Below are 21,416 nucleotides of genomic sequence, written 5' to 3'. Positions count from 1 at the left end.
CAAAAAAACCGGCAGCGAAATCGCGGCCGGTCCCAGGAAATTGCCCTTTTCCTCGACCCTTTAGCGACTTCTTTAAAGTGGCTGCAAGCCGGTCGGCAAATCACCACTAAGGCGTTTCATAATCCCGAAGCCGGCGAAAATCAATATAGGCTGATTTCATCGGGTTTCGGCTTTCCCTTTTTGGCCGAGGTGCGATAAGGCAGGGCATGGATAAAGAGCGCTTCACCATTCTGCTTGGCGGCGATGTCACGGTGACCGACCGCCTGAAGCTGGCGGTTGCGGATAGCCGCGTGATCGCGGCTGACGGCGGGATGCGCCATGCAGAACCGCTTGGCCTTACGCCGGAACTATGGGTGGGGGATTTCGATTCCGCCAGCAACGACCTGCTGGACGCCTGGCCCGATGTGGAGCGGCAGCCATACCCGGCCGCAAAGGCCGTGACCGATGGCGAGATTGCGGTCTCCGAGGCCTTAGCTCGCGGCGCCCGTTCGCTGCTGCTGGTTGGCGCACTTGGGGGAGAAAGAAGCGACCACGCGCTTCAGCACCTTCTGTACGCTGTGGCGCTCGCCGAACGGGGTATCGAGGTAACGCTGACGTCAGGTGAAGAGGAGGCCCGGCCGCTGCTTCCCGGTTCGCTGGATGTCGATCTGCCACCCGCTTCACTGTTTTCGGTGGCCGGTTTTACCGCCCTTGCGGGGCTTGATATCGGCAATGTGCGTTATCCGCTCGTGGATTTTGCGCTTGCTTTCGGTTCCTCCCGCACTATTTCCAATGTCGCAAATGGCGGCCCTGTGCATTTTTCGCTGAAAAGCGGCAAAGCCATCGTGCTCGCTCGCCCCTATGATCTGACCGGAGCCTGACACCTTGGCACCCCCTATTTTGAAACTCGACGACATCAAGCTGACGTTCGGCGTAACCCCGCTGCTCGACGGCGCCAATTTTCAGGTGGAGCCGGGCGACCGCATCTGCCTTGTCGGGCGCAACGGTTCGGGCAAGTCGACCCTGATGAAGATTGCTGCCGGTCTGGTCGAGGCGCAGTCGGGCGAGGTTTTCCGCCATCCCTCCGCCACCATCCGTTATCTGGAGCAGTCGCCTGATTTTGCCGGTTACGACACCGTGCAAGCTTATGCCGAAGCGGGGCTTGGTCCCGGCGATGATCCCTATCGCGTGACTTACCTGCTTGAGCATCTGGGGCTGACGGGGCAGGAAAATCCGGCAAGCCTTTCCGGCGGCGAAGCGCGGCGTGTGGCGCTTGCCCGCGTCATGGCGCCGGAACCCGATATTCTGATGCTGGACGAACCGACCAACCATCTGGACCTGCCGACCATCGAATGGCTTGAAAGCGAATTGCAGCAGACGCGCAGCGCGCTGGTGCTGATTTCGCACGACCGGCGTTTTCTCGAAAAAGTCTCGACTTCGACAGTGTGGCTCGATCGCGGCCAGTCCCGCCGCCTCAATCGCGGTTTTGCGCATTTCGAGGAATGGCGCGACAAGGTGCTGGAAGAGGAAGAACTGGAGCAGCACAAGCTCGGCAAGGCTATCGAGCGCGAAGAGCATTGGATGCGTTATGGCGTAACCGCGCGGCGAAAGCGCAATATGCGCCGCGTCGGCGAGCTTCAGGCCATGCGTGCGGATTATCGCGGCCACAAGGGGCCGCAGGGCTCGGTGCAGGCGACCGTCACCGAAGGGCGCGAGTCGGGCAAGCTGGTCATCGAGGCAGAGGCCATCACCAAGTCTTACGGCGAGCGGCTAATCATCGCGCCGTTTTCACTGCGGGTGCATCGCGGCGATTGCATTGGCCTTGTCGGCCCGAATGGCGCCGGCAAAACCACGCTTTTGAAGATGCTGACCGGCGAGCTTCAGCCCGATAGCGGCACGGTGAAGCTCGGCACCAATCTGGAGATCGCGACGCTTGACCAGAAGCGCGAGGATCTCAATCCAACCGAAACGCTTGCGCATTACCTGACCGATGGCCGGGGTGACAATCTGCTGGTCAATGGCGAAGTGAAGCATGTGACGGGCTACATGAAGGATTTCCTGTTCCAGCCGGAACAGGCCCGCACGCCGATCCGCAACCTTTCCGGCGGCGAGCGCGCCCGGCTTATACTGGCGCGCATTCTGGCGCGACCGACCAACCTTCTGATCCTCGACGAGCCGACCAACGATCTCGATATCGAAACGCTCGATCTGTTGCAGGAAATCGTTGCGGGTTTTTCCGGCACTGTCATCCTCGTCAGCCATGACCGCGATTTCCTCGACCGCACCGTCACCTCCACCATTGCGCCCGCCAATCCGGACCAGCCGGACGGGCGCTGGATCGAATATGCCGGGGGTTATTCGGATATGATGGCGCAGCGCAAGGGTGCTGCGGAGGAAAAACGCAAGGCTGAGAGGCAGGAAAAGGCGAAGGCCACACCTTCCACTTCCGCCGCGCAGGATACGTCAAAGGCCAAGGGCAAGCTCTCCTTCAAGCAGAAATTCGCGCTCGAAAATCTGCCGAAGGAGATGGAAAAGACGCAGGGCGAAATCGCAAAACGCGAGCAGCGTATGGCCGACCCTGACCTCTTCGCCAAGGACCCGGCCGTCTTCAACACGCTGGCGCAGGAAATGACCAAGCTGCGCGAAAAGCTCGAGACCATGGAAGAGGAATGGCTGGAGCTGGAGATGCTGCGCGAGGAAATGGAAGGCTGATTGCGACGGGGTTTCTTGAACGAGGCGTCATCCGCCTTTGACAGGACGGCAAAATTGCCGTTTCCTGTGCCGGTTCGGAGGAGTTCAAAAAATGCGCATGATCTTCGTCAACCTGCCCGTGAAGAATATCGAGACATCGAAAAGCTTCTTCACGGCGCTCGGTTTCAGCTTCAATCCGGAATATTCTGACGATCGCACGCTCTGCATGATCGTGGAGGAAAACATCTTCGTGATGCTGCTTCAGGAAGAGCGTTTTCGCGATTTCATCAATGGCGACATTGCCGATGCGAAGCAGAGTACGGAAGTGCTGACCTGTCTTTCGGCAGGAAGCCGCGAGGAAATCGACCGGATGATCGCAACCGCGCTCGCTTCCGGCGGCAGCAGCTGGAAACCCGTTCAGGATCACGGCTTCATGTATGCCGGCAGTTTTCAGGATCCGGACGGTCACGTCTGGGAACTGGTGCATATGACGGCGCAGGGTTGACCGTAGCCATCTTGCCAATCGCTGACGGCGAGACTACATCTTCATCATGATCTAACGGGGTGTCTTTTGTGCTTGCGCGCAAAAGGCTGAGAGGCTTGCCAACCCGAAGAACCTGATCCGGTTCATACCGGCGGAGGGATTAGACGGCTTCAAGGCAGGCGGCTATTTCCCTTTTTGTTTTGAGGAGATACCCGTGCGCCGTCGTCTTTTCCTGAATTCCATCGTTGCCGTTTCGCTGTTTCTGCCCGCTCTTGCCACCGCGCAGGATCGACAGGAACTCACCGTCTATACCTATGAAAGCTTCGTTTCCGAATGGGGTCCCGGTCCCAAAGTGAAAGAAGCCTTCGAGAAGGTTTGCAACTGCACGGTCAATTTCGTCGGTGTGGCGGATGGCGTGGCACTGCTCAACCGCCTGAAGCTGGAAGGTGCGGGGTCCAAGGCGGATGTGGTGCTCGGTCTCGATACCAACCTTGTCGCGGAAGCGAAGCAGACCGGCCTTTTCGATGTCAGTGGCATCGATGCATCGGCGGCCAAGGTGCCGGGTGGTTACAAGGATGATGTTTTCGTCCCTTACGACTACGGTCATTTCGCAGTCATCTATGACACGCAGACGATAAAAAATCCGCCGACGAGCCTGAAGGAACTGGTGGAAGGCGACCCTTCGCAGAAGATCGCCATTCAGGACCCGCGAACCTCCACGCCGGGCCTTGGTCTGCTGTTGTGGGTAAAATCCGTTTACGGCGACAAGGCCCCGGAGGCTTGGGCCAAGCTCCGGAAACGCATTCTCACCGTAACGCCGGGCTGGTCGGAATCCTATGGTCTCTTCACCAAGGGTGAGGTGCCGATGGTGCTTTCCTACACCACCTCGCCCGCTTATCACATGGTTGCGGAAAAGACGGATCGTTATCAGGCAGCCTCCTTCTCGGAGGGGCATTACATCCAGATCGAAGTGTCCGGCCTGCTTAAAAACGCGCCGCACAAGGAGTTGGCGAAGCAGTTTCTTGCTTTCACGCTCACATCAGGTTTTCAGGACGCCATTCCGGAAAACAACTGGATGATGCCGGTTGCGGCAACGTCCAAGCCGTTGCCCGAGGCGTTTTCCAAACTCGTCGTGCCTGCCAAGACCTTCCTGATGGACCCGGAAGAGGTGGCGAAGAACCGCAAGGCGTGGATCGACGAATGGCTTGCCGCCATGAGCATGAATTGAGGAAGAGGCACGCCTGCGCATGATGCTGCGTCGCGATTACCGACGGTCGATTATTTTCGGGACGGCGGCCTTTGCCGCCGTTTTCCTGTTCATGGCGCTCGGCGTTGCGGCTCTTTTGTCTTTCGATGCCGGTGCATCGGTTGCGGGCATCATGGATGCCTATACGCTGCGCATCCTGCGTTTCACGCTTTATCAGGCAACGCTTTCCACTCTTCTTTCTATTGTTCTTGGTATACCGGTAGCGCTGGCGCTTGCGCGGCGACGCGACTTTCCGGGGCGGATCTGGATCATCCGGCTGATGGCGGTGCCGATGGGGCTGCCGGTCATTGTCGGCGCATTCGGCATTATCGCCATCTGGGGCAGGCAGGGTGTTTTGAATACGGCTCTTGTTTTTGCCGGCGCGGAGCAACCCTTCAGCATTTACGGTCTTTCCGGGATTCTTATTGCCCATGTGTTCTTCAATCTGCCGCTTTGCGTGCGGTTGATGCTGGTCGGGCTGGAACGTATTCCGGGGGAATATTGGCGCATGGCGGCAAGCCTAGGCATGGGGCCGGTTTCGACTTTCCGCTTCATCGAATGGCCGGCGATTTCGCGGCTTGTTCCCGGTATTGCCGGACTTGTCTTCATGCTGTGCGCCACCAGCTTTACGCTGGTGCTGCTGCTTGGTGGCGGCCCAGCGGCCACGACACTGGAGGTGGCGATCTATCAGGCGCTGCGGTTCGATTTCGATCCGCAGCGGGCGATTGCGCTTTCGGTCCTGCAGATTGTTCTCACCGGAGTTTTGCTCGGATTCTTGGCCTTTCTGCTATCGCCGGACGGGGAAATCGCCTCGCTTGGGCGGCCCCTTCGTCGCTTCGATGGCAGAGGGGTTGGCGCACGCATTTGGGATGGGGCGGCAATCGTTCTTGCCGTTCTGCTGGTTGGCCTGCCGCTTGTGGCCATAGCCGTCTCAGGCTTGAGCGCCGATCTGCCGCGGCTTCTGTCAGCATCGATCTTTATGCGCGCGGCGGCGACCAGCCTTGCCATCGCCGCGCTCTCCGCAACTCTCGTCGTGCTCTGCTGTTTTGCGATCATCAGTGCCCGTCAGGCCGTTGGTTCACGGCGGCAGGCGATTCAGCCGTTGCGCTTTCTGTCCGCCACGCTCGGCGCGGGGTCTTCGCTTGTACTGCTGGTGCCGCCTGTTGTGCTCGGAAGCGGATGGTTTCTGTTGTTGCGGCCCTTCGGTGACGTCAGCTTTTATGCGCCCGTTCTCGTAGCGATCATCAATATGCTGATGGCGCTGCCGCTTGCCATGCGGGTATTGGAGCCGGCCTTTACCAGCCATTTTCTGCGAACCGGCCGGCTCTCCGCCAGTCTCGGGCTTCAGGGGTTGACGCGGCTACGATTTGCCGATCTGCCGGTTCTGTGGCGGCCTTTGGTTATGGCGTTTTCCTTCGCCATGGCGCTGTCGCTTGGTGATCTCGGGGCGGTTGCCCTGTTCGGGTCGGAAAATTTCATCACCTTGCCATGGCTGGTTTACAGCAATATGGGCAGTTACCGCACCAATGACGCCGCCGGATATGCGTTCATCCTCGGTGTCGTCTGCCTGCTGCTTGCTGCGGGCGGCGTTTCACGGCAATCAGCAAAGGCAAGCACATGACTGGCGATGATTTCGCAGTTCAGCTGGACAAGGTCAGGCTGCGGCTCGGAACGCAGGATTTCGATCTGGATTGCACCTTTCCGCAGGGCCAGGTGACCGCCGTGGTCGGCGCATCCGGTTCGGGCAAGTCGACGCTTCTCAATCTGGTCGCCGGTTTCGAGGTGCCGGATTCCGGCCGCGTGGTGATCGGCGGGCGGGACATGACGGCGCTCGATCCTTCCGAAAGACCGGTCTCATCGATCTTTCAGGACAATAATCTTTTCGCCCATCTCGATATTTTTACCAACGTCGCGCTCGGCGTCAGTCCGGGGCTGAAATTGCAAGCGGAAGACCGGCAAAACATCGAGATGGCGCTGGCGCGTGTTGGTCTTGCGGGTTTTGACAAGCGCCTGCCGGGCACGCTTTCCGGCGGCGAAAGACAAAGGGCGGCGCTGGCGCGTGCGCTGGTGAGGAAAAAAACGGTCATGCTATTGGATGAGCCCTTCGCCGCGCTCGATCCGGGACTGCGGTCGGGCATGACCTCCCTGCTTCTCGACTTGCATGCTGAAACAAAAAATACGGTGATTATTGTCTCGCACCATCCCGACGACATAAAAAAACTGGCGCAGCTTGTGGTTTTTCTTGATCGCGGCCGCGTTGTCTACACCGGCCCGACCACGGATTTCTTCGCCACACAAAATGTGAAGGCGGTGGACAGTTTCCTGAAGGGCTGATCGCCTTATTTTCGACGCGTGCCGCTGGCAATCGCTTTAGATGACTTCAATGGCGCTAATTTGCACTTGCCAGTTTCAAGTTGTTGCCCGAGAAAAGACGGGAATTATTGCGTTCTTCAGGAATATTCCGGACTTGATGGATCGTTTTTACCGTATCGGCATTCATGGCTCGTTGGGGCGAATCTGTTATTCTGGTCTGCAATTAACGGATGATCAGGAACGTTAGGGGCAGGCATAGAGAATGAGAAATAGCATGACTGCACAGTGGAGGCTCTTCTCCCGTTCAGGCCTTCGCCGTTCGGGCAGGATGGCTGCTGCCTGGTCCTTGCTGACGGCGTCCGCCGTGTTCCTGTCGTCGTGCCAATCCCTGTTCAGCCCGGCTTACCAGTCCACATTGCGCCCGTCAGACAATCCGCAGACCGTGGAAGAGGTGCAGAAGAACGATCCCCGTGCGCAGATGGGCGCGCGCGAACATCCGCGCATCGTGGCGAGTTATGGTGGCGAATATCGTGACGCCAAAACGGAGCGGCTTGTTGCCCGCATCGCCGGCGCGCTGACGGCCGTGTCGGAAAATCCACAGCAGTCCTATCGCATCACCATCTTGAACTCGCCTGCCATCAACGCCTTTGCGTTGCCGGGCGGGTATCTTTACGTGACGCGCGGGCTTCTGGCGCTCGCCAATGACGCCTCTGAAGTGGCTGCCGTGCTTTCGCATGAGATGGGCCATGTCACCGCCAATCACGGCATCGAGCGCCAGCGCCGCGAAGAGGCGGAGGTTATCGCCAGCCGTGTGGTCGCCGAGGTTCTATCGAGCGATCTGGCCGGCAAGCAGGCGCTGGCACGCGGCAAACTGCGGCTCGCCGCTTTCTCGCGCCAGCAGGAATTGCAAGCGGATGTCATCGGTGTGCGCATGTTGGGCGAGGCCGGTTACGACCCCTTCGCATCGCCGCGCTTTCTGGATTCCATGGCGGCCTATGCGCGGTTTTCCTCGGCCGACCCTGAAAACGACCAGAGCCTCGACTTCCTTTCCAGCCATCCCAACACGCCGCAGCGCATCGAGCTTGCGCGCCGGCACGCCCGCGCCTTCGGCCAGGATGGTCAGGTTGGAGATCGTGGCCGCGACTGGTTTCTGGATGGCATAGACGGCCTGCTTTACGGCGACAGCCCGCAGGAGGGGTATGTCCGGGGCCAGACGTTCCTGCATGGAACACTCGGTATCCGTTTCGACGTGCCGGAAGGTTTTGTCATCGACAACAAGGTGGAAGCCGTTCTGGCGACGGGACCAGGCGATGTGGCGATCCGTTTCGACGGTGTAGCCGATCCGAAACAGACCACCCTTGCGAACTACCTGACCAGCGGCTGGGTTGCCGGTCTGCTGCCGGAAACCGTCAAGGAAACGCAGATCAACGGTCTGGAGGCTGCCACAGCCCGGGCGACGGCCGACAAATGGGATTTCGACGTGACCGTCATTCGTGTCGGCCAGCAGATATTCCGGTTCCTGACGGCGGTGCCGAAGGGCAATGCCCAGCTTGATTCCATCGCAAACGTGCTGCGCACGAGCTTCCGCAAGATGACGCCGCCGGAGATCGCGGCACTGAAGCCTCTGCGGGTGCGGGTGGTGACGGTGAAGCCCGGCGAAACCGTGGCGACGATCGCTGCGCGAATGATGGGAACCGAGCGCAAGCTTGACATGTTCCGCATGATCAATGCGATGAGCGCCACCGCCACGCTTCAGCCAGGCCAGCGGGTGAAGATCATTTCGGAATGAGGTCTCACCTGGCCGTTACGTCACACAGGTAGGCGTGAACGAGTGAGATCATTTCCCGCCTGATCCTGGGTGACTGCAATTCCCCGCGCCGTGCGGCGTTGTGAATGATGCCGTCAATGGCGTCGGACACGATCAGAGCGGCAGTCCGGCTGTCCGCCGTTGAACCGGCTGGCATGTAGGCCGTTATCGCTGCCGAATAAAGACCGAGATATTCCTTTTCGAAAGCGCTGTTGGGATCGTTTGTTCCCGCGTGGCTCGGCGCGTCATCCAGCAGGACTTTATGAAGGCCGGGATGGAGGCTGTGGACAGCAATCATGCCGGCCACCAGATCTTCAACGAATTTGAGGAGCGGCTGTCGTTGCTGAGTGACGCTCTTCATGACTGCGAGGCAATCTTCAAGGTGGCGACGGCGCACCGCTTCGACAATCGAAATCTTGTCCGGGAAATATTGATACAGCGAGCCGATGCTGACACCTGCGGTTTCCGCCACCCTGTTGGTGGTGAAACCCGCCCAGCCATGATCGCTTAAAATGCGAGCCGCCGCGTGGACGACGGCATCAACGGTGGCTTTTGAACGCTCTTGGCGCGGCTCTTTACGCATCGCAGTCTTCCGTTTTGCAATGCGAGTAGACAAGGCATCCTCCATGACGAAAATATAAACATAGTGCTCACATTTTCAGGATGTAAAGGATATTGTCATGAGGGATCTGCTCAGGAGTTTGCTCGGCTATCACGCATGGGCGAACAGGGATTTGTTCGAGAAGCTGCAACAGCTCGACCCCGAGCAAAATATATCCGAACGGCACACGGCAATTCGGTTGATCAATCACTACCATGTCGTCGCGAGAATTTTTGCGGGCCACCTCACCGGAACGGCGCATGGCTTTGTCTCTGACAATACCGAGGCAACGCCGGAATTGAATGATCTTGCAAGGGATGTCGCAGCTCTGGACGGCTGGTATCTCGACTATATCGAGAAAACATCGCCTGCATCGCTTGGCGAATTTGTCGCCTTCACCTTCACCGATGGCGACAGAGGTTACATGTCCCGTGCCGAAATGATCTCACACATAGTCTTGCATGCCGGCATTCACCGAGGCGAGGTTGCGCGCATCCTGAGCCAGCTCTCCATTACGCCGCCGTGGGATACGTTTGCCGTGTTCGTGCACGGAACGCAGCCACAACGGCGTTTGCAGGGCACACAATAAAAAGCCACCCGCCCCGGTTTGGGGGGCGGATGGCTTGTCTGATGAGTGGCTTCAGGCTCTTATTGCCACTCGCGCACATCAACGAAATGACCGGCGATGGCCGCCGCCGCCGCCATGGCGGGGGAGACGAGGTGGGTGCGGCTCTTGTAACCCTGACGGCCCTCGAAATTGCGGTTCGAGGTGGAGGCACAGCGTTCGCCGGGCTTCAGGCGGTCGTCGTTCATGGCAAGGCACATGGAACAACCCGGTTCGCGCCATTCGAAACCGGCGTCGAGGAAAATCTTGTCCAGACCTTCCTGTTCCGCCTGTTCCTTGACCAGACCGGAGCCCGGCACGATCATGGCAGAGACGGTCGAAGCTACCTTGCGACCATCGACGATCTTTGCTGCTGCGCGCAAATCCTCGATGCGGCCATTGGTGCAGGAGCCGATGAAGACGCGGTCGATGGCGATATCGGTGATGCGGGTGCCGGGTTGCAGACCCATATATTCCAGTGCGCGCCACTTGGACGTGCGCTTGTTTTCTTCCTCGATATCGTCAGGATTGGGAACGATGCCTTCAACGGAGGTCACGTCCTCAGGTGATGAGCCCCAGGAGACGATGGGCGGTAGATTGGCTGCGTCCAGCACCACGACCTTGTCGTAATGGGCGCCTTCGTCGGATTTCAGCGTCTTCCAATAGGCGATTGCCTGTTCCAGCGTCTCGCCCTTGGGTGCACGCGGCTTGTCCTTGATGTAATCGAAGGTGGTCTCATCAGGTGCGACCAGACCGGCGCGGGCACCGCCTTCGATCGTCATGTTGCAAACCGTCATGCGGCCTTCCATGGAAAGCGACCGGATCGCCTCGCCGGCAAATTCGATAACGTGGCCGGTGCCGCCGGCCGTCCCGATCTCGCCGATGATGGCGAGGATGATATCCTTGGCGGTCACGCCCTCCGGAACCTTGCCGTCAACACGCACCAGCATGTTCTTGGCCTTTTTCTGGATCAGCGTCTGGGTGGCCAGAACATGCTCGACTTCCGACGTGCCGATGCCGTGGGCGAGCGCGCCGAAAGCGCCGTGGGTGGAGGTGTGGCTATCGCCGCAGACGATCGTCATGCCCGGCAGGGTGAAACCCTGTTCGGGGCCGACGATGTGGACGATGCCCTGGCGCTTGTCGCGCTCGGAATAATATTCAACGCCGAAATCACTGGCGTTTTGCGCCAGTGTTTCCACCTGAATACGGCTCTCCTCGTTCTTGATGCCTTCCAGCCGATCGGCGGTGGTGGGAACGTTATGGTCGACCACGGCGAGCGTGCGGGTGGGAGAATGGACCGGACGACCGGCGATGCGCAGCCCCTCGAAGGCCTGCGGGCTTGTCACCTCATGGACCAGGTGACGATCGATATAGAGAAGACAGGTTCCGTCCGGGTCACGATTGACGACGTGGTCGTCCCAGATTTTATCATACAAAGTGCGGGGTGCGCTCATGGCTCTATGCCTTGTCATGGAAAAGGGTAATCAGGGTTCAGTAAGGCGATGGACAGCAGGTGCTGTCAGGCGAGCCTAAGTCGGCTGGTGAGCGCCCCGGAAACGCGCGCAAAGAACCGTGCCGGCAGACGCTTGTGGTCCTGCAGCACATAAACATTCTGAGCGAGACATCCGAATTTAGATCCCATGGCAACTTTAATAGCAGATCGACGGTTTTACGGCAATATGAATGCGCGCTGCCGTTCAAAGGATCTGGCCAGCGTTATTCATATGCACTGCGTCAAGAGTAGATAGCCTGTCTTAAAGCATGTCCCACTGGCTATGGTGCGGTGCAACTTGCGTATTTTGCGCTGCACATATAGATGGGTCCCCTTATCATTTGCATTTCGACGAGCAATCGAAGGGAGGGAAAAGCATATGGTATCCGAAAAAGCCCTTATCTCGAAGATCACCTGGCGGCTGATGCCGTTTCTAGGCCTTCTTTATCTCATCGCCTATATCGACCGGCAGAATGTCAGCTATGCCAAGCTGCAGATGGTCGATGCGCTCAGCCTCAGCGAATATGCCTATGGTCTTGGTGCGTCGCTGTTTTTCATCGGTTATTTTCTCTTTGAGGTTCCGAGTAACCTGTTCCTCAACCGTTTCGGCGCCAGCAAATGGTTTGCCCGCATTCTGGTTTCCTGGGGTGCGGTCACCATTGCGCTTGCCTATACGCAGAACGCGACGATGTTCTACATCCTGCGCTTCCTGCTCGGGCTTTGCGAGGCTGGCTTCTTTCCCGGCGTGCTGTTTTTGATGACGCTGTGGTTCCCGCGTGATTATCGCGGCCGCATGATCGGCCTGTTCATGATTTTCAGCGCGCTTGCCAATGCCATCGGCGCGCCGCTTGGCGGCATGCTGCTCGATCTCGATGGTTTCCTCGGTTATGCCGGATGGGAATGGGTGTTCCTGGCGACGGGCGTTCCCGCGGTCATTGCCGGCGTCGTTACCTTCTTTTATCTGGATGATACGCCGGAAAAGGCGAAGTTTCTGACGCAGGACGAAAAGGACTGGCTGAAGAACCGGCTGGCTGAAGAAAACAAGGGCATGGAAGAACATGCGGAGGATGGCTTCAAGGCACTGATCAATCCCCGCGTGCTGTTCATGGCCCTTTGTTATGTCGGCTTTCCGCTGGCGGCCTATGGTCTCAGCTATTGGCTGCCGACGATCGTGAAGAGCTTCGGCGTTTCCAACACCGCCAACGGTTTCATCAACATCATCCCGTGGGTGATCGTGGCCGTCGCCCTGTTTGTCGTGCCTAATGCTGCCGACAAAGCGAAGAACAAGACGCCCTACATCGTCGGCCCTGCTTTCGTCGGCTCGTTTTGCCTGCTGATGTCGGCGCTGCTCAGCGATCCGGTGTTGCAGTTCAGCTTCCTCTGCATCGCCGCCGCAGGCATCTTTGCCGGCCAGCCGGTGTTCTGGAGCCTGCCAGGTCGCTTCCTCAAGGGTGCTGGTGCGGCTGCTGGCATTGCCGCCATCAACTCTGTCGGCAATCTGGGTGGTTTCGTGGCGCAGAATGTGGTGCCGTGGATCAAGGATCAGACCGGCAGCACGATTGCGCCGATGTTCTTCCTTGCCTTCTGCCTTGCGCTTGCTGGTGTGCTGGTCATTATCGCCGCGCGTAAAATGGGTGATCAGGCCAAGGCGGCCTGATTTCCTTTATCAATACGACAGCCGGTTCGGCCGGCTGTCGTCTTTTTCTTATCCGCGTTTTGAGCGCATCGCCTTTTCGATCCGCCGCAACATCAGCGACAGGCCGATGGTCAGGATCAGGTAGATGTAGGCGACGATCGAATAGGTCTCGAAAAACCGGAAAGAACCCGCCGCATAGACTTTTCCCATTTGAGTAATATCGGTGACGCCAAGCACCGAGACGAGCGAGCTGTCTTTTACCATCGAAACGAAATCGTTCGAAAGCGGCGGAAAGATCGTCCGGATCGCCTGTGGCAGGATAATCAGCCTGAAACGTCGGTAACGGCTAAAACCCAAGGCCTTCGCCGCCTCGATCTGCCCTTCCGGAACGGCCTGTATGCCGGCGCGAAAAATTTCCGCGATGAAGGCGGCATAACCGATCGTCAGCGCGATGATCGCCCGCCAGGTCAGAGACACGTCCCGCACCATCAACGGCTCCAGCCAGCCATGGGTGACGAGTGGCAAGGTCAGCCAATTGTAGAGTGCCACCAGCCCCGGCGTGCCAACGAAGGCGATGTAGAATAGCAGGACGATGATCGGGATGCCACGAACGACCTCGATGTAAAATCGTGCAACCTGTCGCAGCACGATATTGTCGGCCATGCCGACCAGCGCGAGAGCAAGGCCGAACAGTGCCGCCAGCGTGAAAGCGGCGAGAGTGACGGAGACCGTGATGCCGATACCCTTGGCGACGGTGCTGAAAACCTGAGCGTAAATGCCGTTGATGGCGATCACCACGGCAAGGGCTATGCCGATCAAAACGATCGCCACCAGCCACCAGGGAAAATCTTCGCTCTTGCCGTGTGGCGCAGTCCGTCGTGCGGGAGCGTCGTGGAGCATCATTCACCGAGCTTGTAGTCGAGGAACCATTTCTTATCGAGCGCGGCAAAGGTGCCGTCCGCCTTCAGGGCTGCAATAGCGGCGTTGACAGGGGCGACGAGATCGGAGCCCTTCTTGAAGATGAAGCCGAAATCGTCTCCTCCCAATGGCTCGCCAACCAGCTTCAGAGCGCCGTTGGAAGCATCGACATACCCCTTGCCGGCGACGCCGTCGGTGAGCACCAGATCGACATCGCCGGTCTTCAGAGCCTGAACGCTGGCGCCGAAGGTTTCCATCAGCCGCAGACGCGGGTTCTGTTCGTTACCATCGAGAACGTCATAAACGGCGGTATAGAAGGGCGTCGTGCCGGCCTGTGCGCCGACGAGACCTTTTTCGAAGGCGGCGAAACTCTTCGCATCGGTGAAGCGGGTCTCGTCGGCCCGCACGAGCATGAACATTTCCGAGCGCATATAGGGTGCTGAGAAATCCACCTTTTGCATGCGGTCTTCCTTGATGCTGATACCGGTCATGCCGGTGTCGTATTGCCCGGCGGAAACGGCCTGTATCATCGCATCCCAGGAGGTGTTCTGATATTCCAGCTTGAAATTCAGCCTTTTGGCGATTTCCTTCATCGCGTCATATTCCCAGCCGATGGCCTCGCCGGATTTCGGATCAACGAATTGCAGCGGGGGATAGGCGTTTTCCGTGACCACGACGACGGCGCGTCCCTTCAGATCCGGCAGATCGGCGGCGGCGGCGAGGGTGGGTATGATGGCAAGCGCGGCAAGGGCGGCAATAAATGGGCGTCTGGCGATCATGGGAGGCTCCGGCAACGATTTTTTTGAAAATGCACGCTTGCCGTAACGCGCGCAAGTCACGTCGACGCAACAAAAAAGGCGATCCGAAGACCGCCTTTCCCGTAAATCCATCTAAATGGAAATCTTATTCCGCTGCAGTTTCCGCAGCCTTTGCTGCTTCTTCCGCTGCCTTGGCTTCTGCGGCTTCGGCTGCTGCCTTGGCTTCCGCTGCCTCGGCGGCTGCCTTTTCGGCGGCGAGAGCCTGCGCTGCTGCTACCTTTTCGGCTTCCAGACGTGCCTTTTCTTCGGCTGCTGCCTGGCGCTCGGACTCGTTCAGCTTGCGGGCGCGCGTACCGGTGTTTTCAACGATACGGGCAGCCTTGCCGCGACGATCGCGCAGGTAGTAAAGCTTCGCACGGCGAACCTTACCGCGGCGAACGATTTCAACGCCTTCGACCAGCGGGGAGTAGATCGGGAATACGCGCTCGACGCCTTCACCGTAGGAGATCTTGCGAACGGTGAAGCTCTCGGAAAGGCCACCGCCGGAACGGGCAATGCAAACGCCTTCGTAAGCCTGAACACGGGTACGGGTACCTTCCGTCACGCGAACGTTGACGCGCAGGGTGTCGCCCGGAGAAAAGTCAGGCAGAGTGCGCTTTGCTTCGATCTTGGCAGCCTGTTCGGCTTCCAGCTGCTGAATGATATTGGTCATATTAACCTCTGATTTCTTCTGAAACAGCCAGAGCGCTCAACGTTCATCCTTCGGTCAAAGCCTTGGGATCATGCCTAGCGGCAGGAGCGGGTTCACCATTCTTTGCTTGCGGTTAAAGGGGGAAACCCCAATTCCAAGCGCGCACATATACTAGCAGGCGCCATTTGTCATCCCTTTCATGACAAAATTTTATCAATTCTGCGTCGCGTTGCAGCAGTTGCGAAGCGGCGTCTTGCCGGATATGGCATGAGAACCTTGGGAGGGGCCATGTCCATCTTTATCATTATTATGCTGTTTGCGACCGGTTTTCTGTCTGGCGTCGTCAATGCGATTGCCGGTGGCGGCACCTTCCTGACCTTCGGGGCGATGACGCTTGCCGGTCTGCCGCCCATCGTCGCCAATGCCACATCGGCTATCGTGCAGTTTCCGGGCTATATTACCTCCGTTATCGCCTATGGGCCGGAAATCCGGGCGCATTGGCGCGAGGCGATCCTGCTGTCAGCCGTGTCCGTCGTCGGCGGGCTGGCCGGGTCTCTACTGCTGCTGTCGCTCGACAACCCCTCTTTCCGCCAGCTGGTGCCATGGCTGCTGCTGGCCGCCACCGCCGTTTTCGCCGCCGGCCCGTGGCTGCGGCCCAAGACGAGTGCCGAACGTTCACCCGGCAATCTGCCGAGCCTCGTCTTTCAGGGGCTCGCCTCCATCTATGGCGGTTTTTTCGGAGCGGGCATGGGCATCATGATGCTGGCCATCCTCGGAATAACCTCGGGCGGCAGCTATCATCACCTGAACGCGCTGAAGAACCTGCTGTCGGTGGTGATCGCCGTCATAGCGATCACGATCTTCGTCAGCGGCGGGGTCGTGTCCTGGTGGGCTGCGCTCATCATGTTTCCGGCAGCCGCACTGGGCGGCTATGTCGGCGTTCACACCGCGAGGCGGGTGCCGCAATGGATCATCCGCTGGCTGGTGATTGCGGTCGGGCTGGTGTTGACAGCTTATTATTTCGTCTCGGCCTGAGCTTTTTTGAGAAGGTCGGGGCGTCTTTCGTGGGTCAACGCCAGCGCCTGTTCGCGCCGCCATTTTTCGATGGCGGCATGGTTGCCGGAGGTGAGAACGGCGGGAATTTCCCTGCCTTCCCAAACCTGCGGGCGGGTGTAATGTGGATGTTCCAGCAGTCCGCCTTCGAAGCTCTCATGCACGCCGGACAGATCGTTGCCCATGACACCAGGAAGTATGCGGACGATGGCGTCCAGAAGCGTCAACGCGGCCGGTTCGCCACCGGAGAGGATGTAATCGCCGATCGACACCTCCTCCAGCCGACGGGCCTCGATCACCCGCTGATCTACACCTTCGAAACGGCCGCAGATGATGATCGCGCCTTCACCCGCCGCCAGTTCGCGCACGCGGTTCTGCGATAGCGGTTTGCCGCGCGGACTCATCAGCAGGCGCGGCCGCGTATCGCCATCCGAAACATGGTCGATGGCTGCGGCCAGAATATCGGGTTTCAGCACCATGCCGGCGCCGCCGCCCGCGGGCGTGTCGTCGACGCTTCTGTGTCTGTCGGTGGCGAATTCGCGGATTTGTACGGCCTCGAGCGACCATTGCTCGCGCTCCAGCGCCTTGCCTGCCAGCGAATATCCCAAGTGCCCCGGAAACATTTCCGGGTAGAGCGTCAGAACGGTAGCCTTGAAAGTCATGGCTTTATTTCTTGCCGAAAGGCGGTACGCCGGTTTCGTCCTTGTCGTCGGGATTGTCGATCAGGCCGGCAGCCATCGGATCGATGAGAATACGCCCGGCCTCGAGATCGATCTCGAGCACGGCCGCCTCCGAAAACGGAATGAGGGCAGGGCGTCGGCCGGCGCCCTTCAACTCCAGCAGATCGCCCGCGCCGAAATCGTAAACGGCGCTGACCGCGCCATAACTTTTGCCTTCAGCATCGACGGCCTCCAGCCCTTCGAGATCGGCATAATAAAACTCATCGTCATCAAGCTCGTCATCCGGAAGATTGTCGCGTTCGATGAACAGTTCCAGCCCGTTCAGCGTTTCGGCCGCATTGCGGTCGTTGATGCCCCGGAAACGCACGACGACGACATTTTTGCCCTCGCGAACCTCCAGAATTTCAAAGACGCGGCCATCGGCTGTGACCAGATTGCCGTAATCGCCGAGCGCCATCGGGTCGTCCGTATAGGTGCTGACACGAACTTCGCCGCGCAGGCCCTGCGCGCCGCCGATTTTTGCCATGAGTATCGGGTTTTCCAGCTTTGCCATCGGGCCGTCCGTCTTCTGGTGTTGGTTGCGTCAGCTTTAAGGTTTGTTGACGCCAAAATAAACAAAAAACGGGTGGCATGGAAAACCACGCCACCCGTTCTTTAGAAAATCCAGCGCAGATTATTCTGCGGCAGTGGCTTCTGCTGCAGCAGCTGCTGCATCTTCAGCCTTCTGCTTCTTTTCAGCAACGCGCTCCAGGGCGCGCTTGCCCGGCTTTGCTTTTTCCGGGTTGTTGCGAGCTTCGCGCTCGGTGATGCCGGCTTCAGCGAGGAAGCGCAGAACGCGGTCGGTCGGCTGTGCGCCCTTGGCGATCCATTCCTTGATGAGGTCAGCCTTCAGCTCGATGCGCTGCGGGTTGTCCTTGGCGAGCATCGGGTTCCAGGAACCGACCTTTTCGAGGAAGCGGCCGTCGCGGGGCGAACGGGCGTCTGCAACGACGATCTGGTAATACGGGCGCTTCTTGGAACCACCGCGTGCGAGACGAATTTTAAGTGCCATGTGATATACTCCTTAGGATGGCTTGTCCGCCGGTCAGGCGGTCTTTTCGTTACCGCCATGTTCGGCGGCGATTGCTTCATGATGCCGGATGACTTCCCTGATGATGAAGTTCAAGAACTTCTCAGCGAAATCCGGGTCCAGATTGGCGTCCTTGGCCAGATGGCGAAGGCGTTCGATCTGGTATTCCTCGCGCGCCGGGTCTGCCGGCGGCAAATTATATTTTGCCTTCAGCACGCCCACCGCCTTGGTACAGCGGAAACGTTCGGCAAGAATGTGAACCAGTGCGGCGTCGATATTGTCGATCGACTGGCGATATTCGGAAAGCTGGGCTTTCACTTCTATGTTGTTCACTGGCGTCCCCTCACTTCTTCTTCGGGAAGCCGGGCAGGCCCGGCATACCGCCAAGACCCGGCAGCTTTGCGCCACCAAGACCAGGCAATCCACCCGGCATCCCACCAAGACCCGGCATTGCGCCCGGCTTGCCGAGACCGGCAGCTTCAGCCTGCTTCTGGAGCGCTTCGAGCTGCTTCGGATCGATGTTCGACAGATCAGGCATACCGCCGCCGAGGCCACCGAGACCCATCTTGCCGGCAAGGCCGCCCATCATCTGCTTCATGATGCCGCCTTTGCCCTTGCCGCCCATGGCTTTCATCATGTCAGCCATACCGCGGTGCATCTTCAGGAGCTTGTTGATTTCGGCAGCATCCGTGCCGGAACCGGCGGCGATGCGTTTCTTGCGGCTGTGTTTGAGAATATCGGGATTGGCGCGTTCCGCCCTGGTCATCGAAGAGATAATGGCGATCTGGCGGTCGAACATCTTGTCGTTCATACCGGCCGAAGCCATCTTGTCCTTCATGCCTGCCATGCCGGGCATCAGCCCCATAATGCCGCCCATGCCGCCCATCTTCTTCATCTGGCCAAGCTGGTCGGCCAGATCGTTGAGGTCGAACTTGCCCTTGGCCATCTTCTCGGCCATGGCACGGGCTTTTTCTGCATCGATGTTTTCAGCGGCCTTTTCGACCAGCGACACGATGTCGCCCATGCCGAGAATACGGTCGGCGATACGGCGCGGATGGAACTCGTCGAGTTCATTCATGCGCTCGCCGATACCGATCAGCTTGATCGGCTTGCCGGTAACGGCGCGCATGGAAAGGGCCGCACCGCCACGACCGTCACCATCCATACGGGTCAGCACGAGGCCGGTAATGCCGACGCGCTCATCGAAATTGCGCGCCAGATTGACGGCGTCCTGACCGGTCAGCGAATCCGCGACCAGCAGGATTTCGTGCGGGTTGGACTTCTTCTTGATGTCGGCCATTTCCAGCATCAAGGGTTCATCGATATGGGTGCGGCCGGCGGTGTCGAGGATCACGACGTCATGGCCGCCGAGCTTTGCGGCCTGCACGGCGCGCGCGGCGATATCTGTCGGCGACTGGCCGGCGATGACCGGCAGCGTGTCGACGCCGGTCTGGACGCCCAGCTGGCGAAGCTGTTCCTGTGCGGCCGGACGACGCGTGTCGAGAGATGCCATCAGCACCTTCTTCTTCTCGCGGTCGGTCAGGCGCTTGGCGATCTTGCCGGTCGTGGTTGTCTTGCCCGAACCCTGAAGGCCGACCATCATGATGACGACGGGGGCGGCCGCATGCAGGTCGATGGAGACGCCTTCGGTGCCGAGCATTTCGACAAGCTCGTCATGGACGATCTTGACGACCATCTGGCCGGGCTTGATGGATTTGAGAACGGCTGCACCAACAGCCTTTTCACGCACCCTGTCGGTGAAGGAGCGCACGACTTCTAGCGCCACGTCCGCTTCCAGAAGCGCACGGCGAACCTCGCGCAGGGCGGCGGCAACATCGGCTTCCGTCAGCGCGCCACGGCCGGTCAGTCCATTCAGAATGGAACCAAGGCGGTCCTGGAGGTTTTCAAACATCGTTTCTTCCTTCTTCGTTCCGGGGTTCCCGAAACGTCGGTGCTTTCGCTGGCAAAAACAAGACGCAAAGCCAAAAAGCACCCGAGGGCGCATCGCGCTGTCGGGTGTTGACCTCCGGGATCTCTTTATACCTATGCGGGTCCCGGTCGGCGGCTTGGAGTCGTGAAACTGCCAGCTGATTGGCGGGGATAAACAGGAAAGTGGCGGGAAAGTCAAGGCGGCGGCAGTTTTCAGCTGCGCGGCCATGCATTTCATCTTTGCGTGATCGGCTGCAAGCCGCGATTGGTGCGGCTTGAACGGCACCATTCCGCTCCCTATACCTTTAGCATGAACCGTCGAAACTTCTTTCGTTTTTCAACCCTTGGATTGCTCGCTGTCGCGGGCGGGGCGCTGTTTGCCCGCCGTTCGAACGCCAGCGCCTATTATAGCGGCCCGATCTCCGATCATTTCGACGGGGTGCGCTTCTTTAATCCCGGCGGCTCGCCGCCCGGCAATTTCATGGGCCTGTTGAAATGGCGTTTCAACGGCGAGCGCGCCACATGGCCGGAAAACTATCCGAGCCCTTTTCCTTTCGCAAAGCCGGAAATGCGGATTGGCGGCAAGGACATCCGGGTGACCTTTGTCGGCCACGCCTCGTTCCTCATCCAGACGGCAGGGATGAATATTCTTATCGATCCGGTCTGGTCGCAGCGCACCAGCCCGTTCAGCTTCGCCGGTCCAAAACGGGTCAATCCGCCCGGCATCCGTTTTGAGGATCTGCCTCCCATCGATCTGGTGCTGGTGACGCATAATCACTACGACCATCTGGACATGGAAACGCTGAAGCGGCTGCATGTGGCGCACAAGCCGCTTTTCATCACGCCGCTCGGCAATGACGCGATCATCCGCACCGGCGTGGAGGCAGCGCGCATCAAGGTGGGCGACTGGGGCGATGTGGTTGAGGTCGGTTCGTCGGTTAAAATTCATTTCGAACCCTGCCACCATTGGTCAGCCCGCGGGCTCAACGACCGCAGCATGGCATTGTGGGCCGCCTTCGTCATCGAGGGGCCGGGTGGGAAAATCTACCACATCGGCGATACCGGCTTTCACGAAGGCCTCAATTATCACGCTGCGCGCAAGAAACATGGCGAATTCCGACTCGCCAACCTGCCCTTCGGCGCTTACGAGCCGCGCTGGTTCATGAAAGGCCAGCACCAGAACCCGGCGGAAGCCGTTGAGGGCATGAAGCTTTGCGGTGCCGCGCATGTCTGCGGCCACCATTGGGGTACGGTGCAACTCACCGACGAGGCCGTCGATGCGCCACTTGCGGCGCTGAAAACGGCGCTTGTGGAGCAGGGTGTGGAGGAAAGCCGTTTCCGGCCCATGCGCCCTGGTGAGGTTTTCGACGTACCCTCCGCCTGAGCGCTGCCCGGTTTGCGCCGCAACAGTCTGGTAATTTGCCGGTCTTTCCGCCATATAGGGCGAAAGCGCGGGGTAAATCCC

The 21,416-nt window shown here is 59.1% G+C and carries 21 protein-coding genes and 2 riboswitches; of the genes, 11 read left to right on the top strand and 10 right to left on the bottom strand.

All coding sequences use genetic code 11. The features are described from left to right. Nucleotides 1-40: 40 nt before the first annotated feature. Nucleotides 41-117: riboswitch (SAM riboswitch) on the bottom strand. An 89-nt stretch (nucleotides 118-206) separates the two neighbouring features. The 7 genes from FCH38_RS15555 (at nucleotide 207) to FCH38_RS15525 (ending at nucleotide 8,502) form a co-directional block, all read left to right on the top strand. Further along, a complete protein-coding gene (locus FCH38_RS15555) occupies nucleotides 207-860 on the top strand; it encodes a thiamine diphosphokinase (RefSeq protein WP_174374296.1) in 654 nt (217 codons plus the stop codon). Nucleotides 861-864: 4 nt separating this feature from the next. Next, the gene (locus tag FCH38_RS15550) at nucleotides 865-2,691 is read left to right on the top strand and encodes an ABC-F family ATP-binding cassette domain-containing protein (RefSeq protein WP_174374295.1); all 1,827 of its coding nucleotides are present in this window, start codon (nucleotides 865-867) and stop codon (nucleotides 2,689-2,691) included. Between the two features lie 91 nt (nucleotides 2,692-2,782). Beyond that, nucleotides 2,783-3,175, top strand: coding sequence for a VOC family protein (locus tag FCH38_RS15545; protein WP_149900451.1), 393 nt, complete (start codon nucleotides 2,783-2,785; stop codon nucleotides 3,173-3,175). A gap of 45 nt (nucleotides 3,176-3,220) precedes the next feature. Then, nucleotides 3,221-3,331: riboswitch (TPP riboswitch) on the top strand. Between the two features lie 37 nt (nucleotides 3,332-3,368). Beyond that, nucleotides 3,369-4,382, top strand: coding sequence for a thiamine ABC transporter substrate binding subunit (gene thiB / locus FCH38_RS15540; RefSeq protein WP_174374294.1), 1,014 nt, complete (start codon nucleotides 3,369-3,371; stop codon nucleotides 4,380-4,382). Nucleotides 4,383-4,401: 19 nt separating this feature from the next. Then, a complete protein-coding gene (gene thiP, locus FCH38_RS15535; protein ID WP_174374293.1) occupies nucleotides 4,402-6,021 on the top strand; it encodes a thiamine/thiamine pyrophosphate ABC transporter permease ThiP in 1,620 nt (539 codons plus the stop codon). Beyond that, nucleotides 6,018-6,734 carry a thiamine ABC transporter ATP-binding protein gene (locus FCH38_RS15530; RefSeq protein ID WP_174374292.1) on the top strand — a complete coding sequence of 239 codons (717 nt, stop codon included), beginning with the start codon at nucleotides 6,018-6,020 and terminating at the stop codon, nucleotides 6,732-6,734. The genes thiP and FCH38_RS15530 overlap by 4 nt, the downstream gene beginning before the upstream one ends. Before the next feature lie 307 nt (nucleotides 6,735-7,041). After that, nucleotides 7,042-8,502 (top strand): M48 family metalloprotease, encoded by a 1,461-nt coding sequence (locus FCH38_RS15525; protein ID WP_236776626.1) that lies wholly within the window; start codon nucleotides 7,042-7,044, stop codon nucleotides 8,500-8,502. A 4-nt stretch (nucleotides 8,503-8,506) separates the two neighbouring features. Here FCH38_RS15525 and FCH38_RS15520 read toward each other — a convergent pair whose 3' ends face one another. Then, a complete protein-coding gene (locus FCH38_RS15520) occupies nucleotides 8,507-9,103 on the bottom strand; it encodes a TetR/AcrR family transcriptional regulator (protein WP_174374383.1) in 597 nt (198 codons plus the stop codon). A gap of 97 nt (nucleotides 9,104-9,200) precedes the next feature. Between FCH38_RS15520 and FCH38_RS15515 the strand changes: the two genes are divergently transcribed. Continuing rightward, nucleotides 9,201-9,710 (top strand): DinB family protein, encoded by a 510-nt coding sequence (locus FCH38_RS15515; protein WP_174374290.1) that lies wholly within the window; start codon nucleotides 9,201-9,203, stop codon nucleotides 9,708-9,710. A gap of 59 nt (nucleotides 9,711-9,769) precedes the next feature. On the opposite strand, the gene leuC is transcribed toward FCH38_RS15515, so the two are convergent. Continuing rightward, complete coding sequence (gene leuC, locus FCH38_RS15510) at nucleotides 9,770-11,179, bottom strand: 3-isopropylmalate dehydratase large subunit (RefSeq protein ID WP_149900458.1); 1,410 nt, start codon at nucleotides 11,177-11,179, stop codon at nucleotides 9,770-9,772. Between the two features lie 417 nt (nucleotides 11,180-11,596). Between leuC and FCH38_RS15505 the strand changes: the two genes are divergently transcribed. Next, nucleotides 11,597-12,874 carry an MFS transporter gene (locus FCH38_RS15505; protein WP_174374289.1) on the top strand — a complete coding sequence of 426 codons (1,278 nt, stop codon included), beginning with the start codon at nucleotides 11,597-11,599 and terminating at the stop codon, nucleotides 12,872-12,874. Between the two features lie 48 nt (nucleotides 12,875-12,922). Here FCH38_RS15505 and FCH38_RS15500 read toward each other — a convergent pair whose 3' ends face one another. The 3 genes from FCH38_RS15500 to rplS form a co-directional block, all read right to left on the bottom strand. Then, a complete protein-coding gene (locus FCH38_RS15500; RefSeq protein WP_371418888.1) occupies nucleotides 12,923-13,756 on the bottom strand; it encodes an amino acid ABC transporter permease in 834 nt (277 codons plus the stop codon). Then, a complete protein-coding gene (locus tag FCH38_RS15495) occupies nucleotides 13,753-14,550 on the bottom strand; it encodes a transporter substrate-binding domain-containing protein (protein WP_153515491.1) in 798 nt (265 codons plus the stop codon). Before FCH38_RS15495 ends, FCH38_RS15500 begins: the two co-directional genes overlap by 4 nt. Before the next feature lie 124 nt (nucleotides 14,551-14,674). Then, on the bottom strand, nucleotides 14,675-15,241 hold the full coding sequence (gene rplS / locus FCH38_RS15490; protein WP_149900461.1) for a 50S ribosomal protein L19: 567 nt from the start codon (nucleotides 15,239-15,241) through the stop codon (nucleotides 14,675-14,677). 267 nt (nucleotides 15,242-15,508) lie between these two features. On the opposite strand from rplS, the gene FCH38_RS15485 reads away from it, so the two are divergent. Continuing rightward, entirely contained in the window at nucleotides 15,509-16,255 is a 747-nt protein-coding gene (locus tag FCH38_RS15485; protein ID WP_174374288.1) for a sulfite exporter TauE/SafE family protein, read from the top strand. Here FCH38_RS15485 and trmD read toward each other — a convergent pair. The 5 genes from trmD to ffh form a co-directional block, all read right to left on the bottom strand. Further along, on the bottom strand, nucleotides 16,237-16,935 hold the full coding sequence (gene trmD, locus FCH38_RS15480) for a tRNA (guanosine(37)-N1)-methyltransferase TrmD (RefSeq protein ID WP_174374287.1): 699 nt from the start codon (nucleotides 16,933-16,935) through the stop codon (nucleotides 16,237-16,239). The genes FCH38_RS15485 and trmD overlap by 19 nt on opposite strands. 4 nt (nucleotides 16,936-16,939) lie before the next feature. Continuing rightward, entirely contained in the window at nucleotides 16,940-17,506 is a 567-nt protein-coding gene (gene rimM, locus FCH38_RS15475; RefSeq protein ID WP_153515494.1) for a ribosome maturation factor RimM, read from the bottom strand. A 120-nt stretch (nucleotides 17,507-17,626) separates the two neighbouring features. Next, nucleotides 17,627-18,004, bottom strand: a complete 378-nt coding sequence (gene rpsP / locus FCH38_RS15470; protein WP_149900465.1) for a 30S ribosomal protein S16 — start codon at nucleotides 18,002-18,004, stop codon at nucleotides 17,627-17,629. 33 nt (nucleotides 18,005-18,037) lie between these two features. After that, nucleotides 18,038-18,355 carry a chorismate mutase gene (locus tag FCH38_RS15465; protein WP_174374286.1) on the bottom strand — a complete coding sequence of 106 codons (318 nt, stop codon included), beginning with the start codon at nucleotides 18,353-18,355 and terminating at the stop codon, nucleotides 18,038-18,040. 10 nt (nucleotides 18,356-18,365) lie between these two features. Beyond that, entirely contained in the window at nucleotides 18,366-19,934 is a 1,569-nt protein-coding gene (ffh, locus tag FCH38_RS15460; protein WP_153515496.1) for a signal recognition particle protein, read from the bottom strand. 327 nt (nucleotides 19,935-20,261) lie between these two features. On the opposite strand from ffh, the gene FCH38_RS15455 reads away from it, so the two are divergent. Further along, nucleotides 20,262-21,335 carry an MBL fold metallo-hydrolase gene (locus tag FCH38_RS15455; protein ID WP_174374285.1) on the top strand — a complete coding sequence of 358 codons (1,074 nt, stop codon included), beginning with the start codon at nucleotides 20,262-20,264 and terminating at the stop codon, nucleotides 21,333-21,335. The last annotated feature ends 81 nt before the right edge of the window (nucleotides 21,336-21,416 follow it).

The sequence above is a fragment of the Agrobacterium tumefaciens genome (assembly GCF_013337285.1).
Classification (GTDB): Bacteria; Pseudomonadota; Alphaproteobacteria; order Rhizobiales; family Rhizobiaceae; genus Agrobacterium; species Agrobacterium burrii.
The sequence above is the reverse complement of the archived record's forward strand: the minus strand, read 5'-3'. Positions and strand labels throughout refer to the sequence as shown.

Bases quoted from the DNA above. Each gene is read 5' to 3' on its own strand.
- FCH38_RS15555 (WP_174374296.1), top strand. From the start codon at position 207: ATGGATAAAGAGCGCTTCACCATTCTGCTTGGCGGCGATGTCACGGTG.
- FCH38_RS15545 (WP_149900451.1), top strand. From the start codon at position 2,783: ATGCGCATGATCTTCGTCAACCTGCCCGTGAAGAATATCGAGACATCG.
- thiP (WP_174374293.1), top strand. From the start codon at position 4,402: ATGATGCTGCGTCGCGATTACCGACGGTCGATTATTTTCGGGACGGCG.
- FCH38_RS15530 (WP_174374292.1), top strand. From the start codon at position 6,018: ATGACTGGCGATGATTTCGCAGTTCAGCTGGACAAGGTCAGGCTGCGG.
- FCH38_RS15525 (WP_236776626.1), top strand. From the start codon at position 7,042: ATGGCTGCTGCCTGGTCCTTGCTGACGGCGTCCGCCGTGTTCCTGTCG.
- FCH38_RS15520 (WP_174374383.1), bottom strand. From the start codon at position 9,103: ATGCGTAAAGAGCCGCGCCAAGAGCGTTCAAAAGCCACCGTTGATGCC.
- FCH38_RS15515 (WP_174374290.1), top strand. From the start codon at position 9,201: ATGAGGGATCTGCTCAGGAGTTTGCTCGGCTATCACGCATGGGCGAAC.
- leuC (WP_149900458.1), bottom strand. From the start codon at position 11,179: ATGAGCGCACCCCGCACTTTGTATGATAAAATCTGGGACGACCACGTC.
- FCH38_RS15505 (WP_174374289.1), top strand. From the start codon at position 11,597: ATGGTATCCGAAAAAGCCCTTATCTCGAAGATCACCTGGCGGCTGATG.
- FCH38_RS15500 (WP_371418888.1), bottom strand. From the start codon at position 13,756: ATGATGCTCCACGACGCTCCCGCACGACGGACTGCGCCACACGGCAAG.
- FCH38_RS15495 (WP_153515491.1), bottom strand. From the start codon at position 14,550: ATGATCGCCAGACGCCCATTTATTGCCGCCCTTGCCGCGCTTGCCATC.
- rplS (WP_149900461.1), bottom strand. From the start codon at position 15,241: ATGACCAATATCATTCAGCAGCTGGAAGCCGAACAGGCTGCCAAGATC.
- FCH38_RS15485 (WP_174374288.1), top strand. From the start codon at position 15,509: ATGTCCATCTTTATCATTATTATGCTGTTTGCGACCGGTTTTCTGTCT.
- trmD (WP_174374287.1), bottom strand. From the start codon at position 16,935: ATGACTTTCAAGGCTACCGTTCTGACGCTCTACCCGGAAATGTTTCCG.
- rimM (WP_153515494.1), bottom strand. From the start codon at position 17,506: ATGGCAAAGCTGGAAAACCCGATACTCATGGCAAAAATCGGCGGCGCG.
- rpsP (WP_149900465.1), bottom strand. From the start codon at position 18,004: ATGGCACTTAAAATTCGTCTCGCACGCGGTGGTTCCAAGAAGCGCCCG.
- ffh (WP_153515496.1), bottom strand. From the start codon at position 19,934: ATGTTTGAAAACCTCCAGGACCGCCTTGGTTCCATTCTGAATGGACTG.
- FCH38_RS15455 (WP_174374285.1), top strand. From the start codon at position 20,262: ATGAACCGTCGAAACTTCTTTCGTTTTTCAACCCTTGGATTGCTCGCT.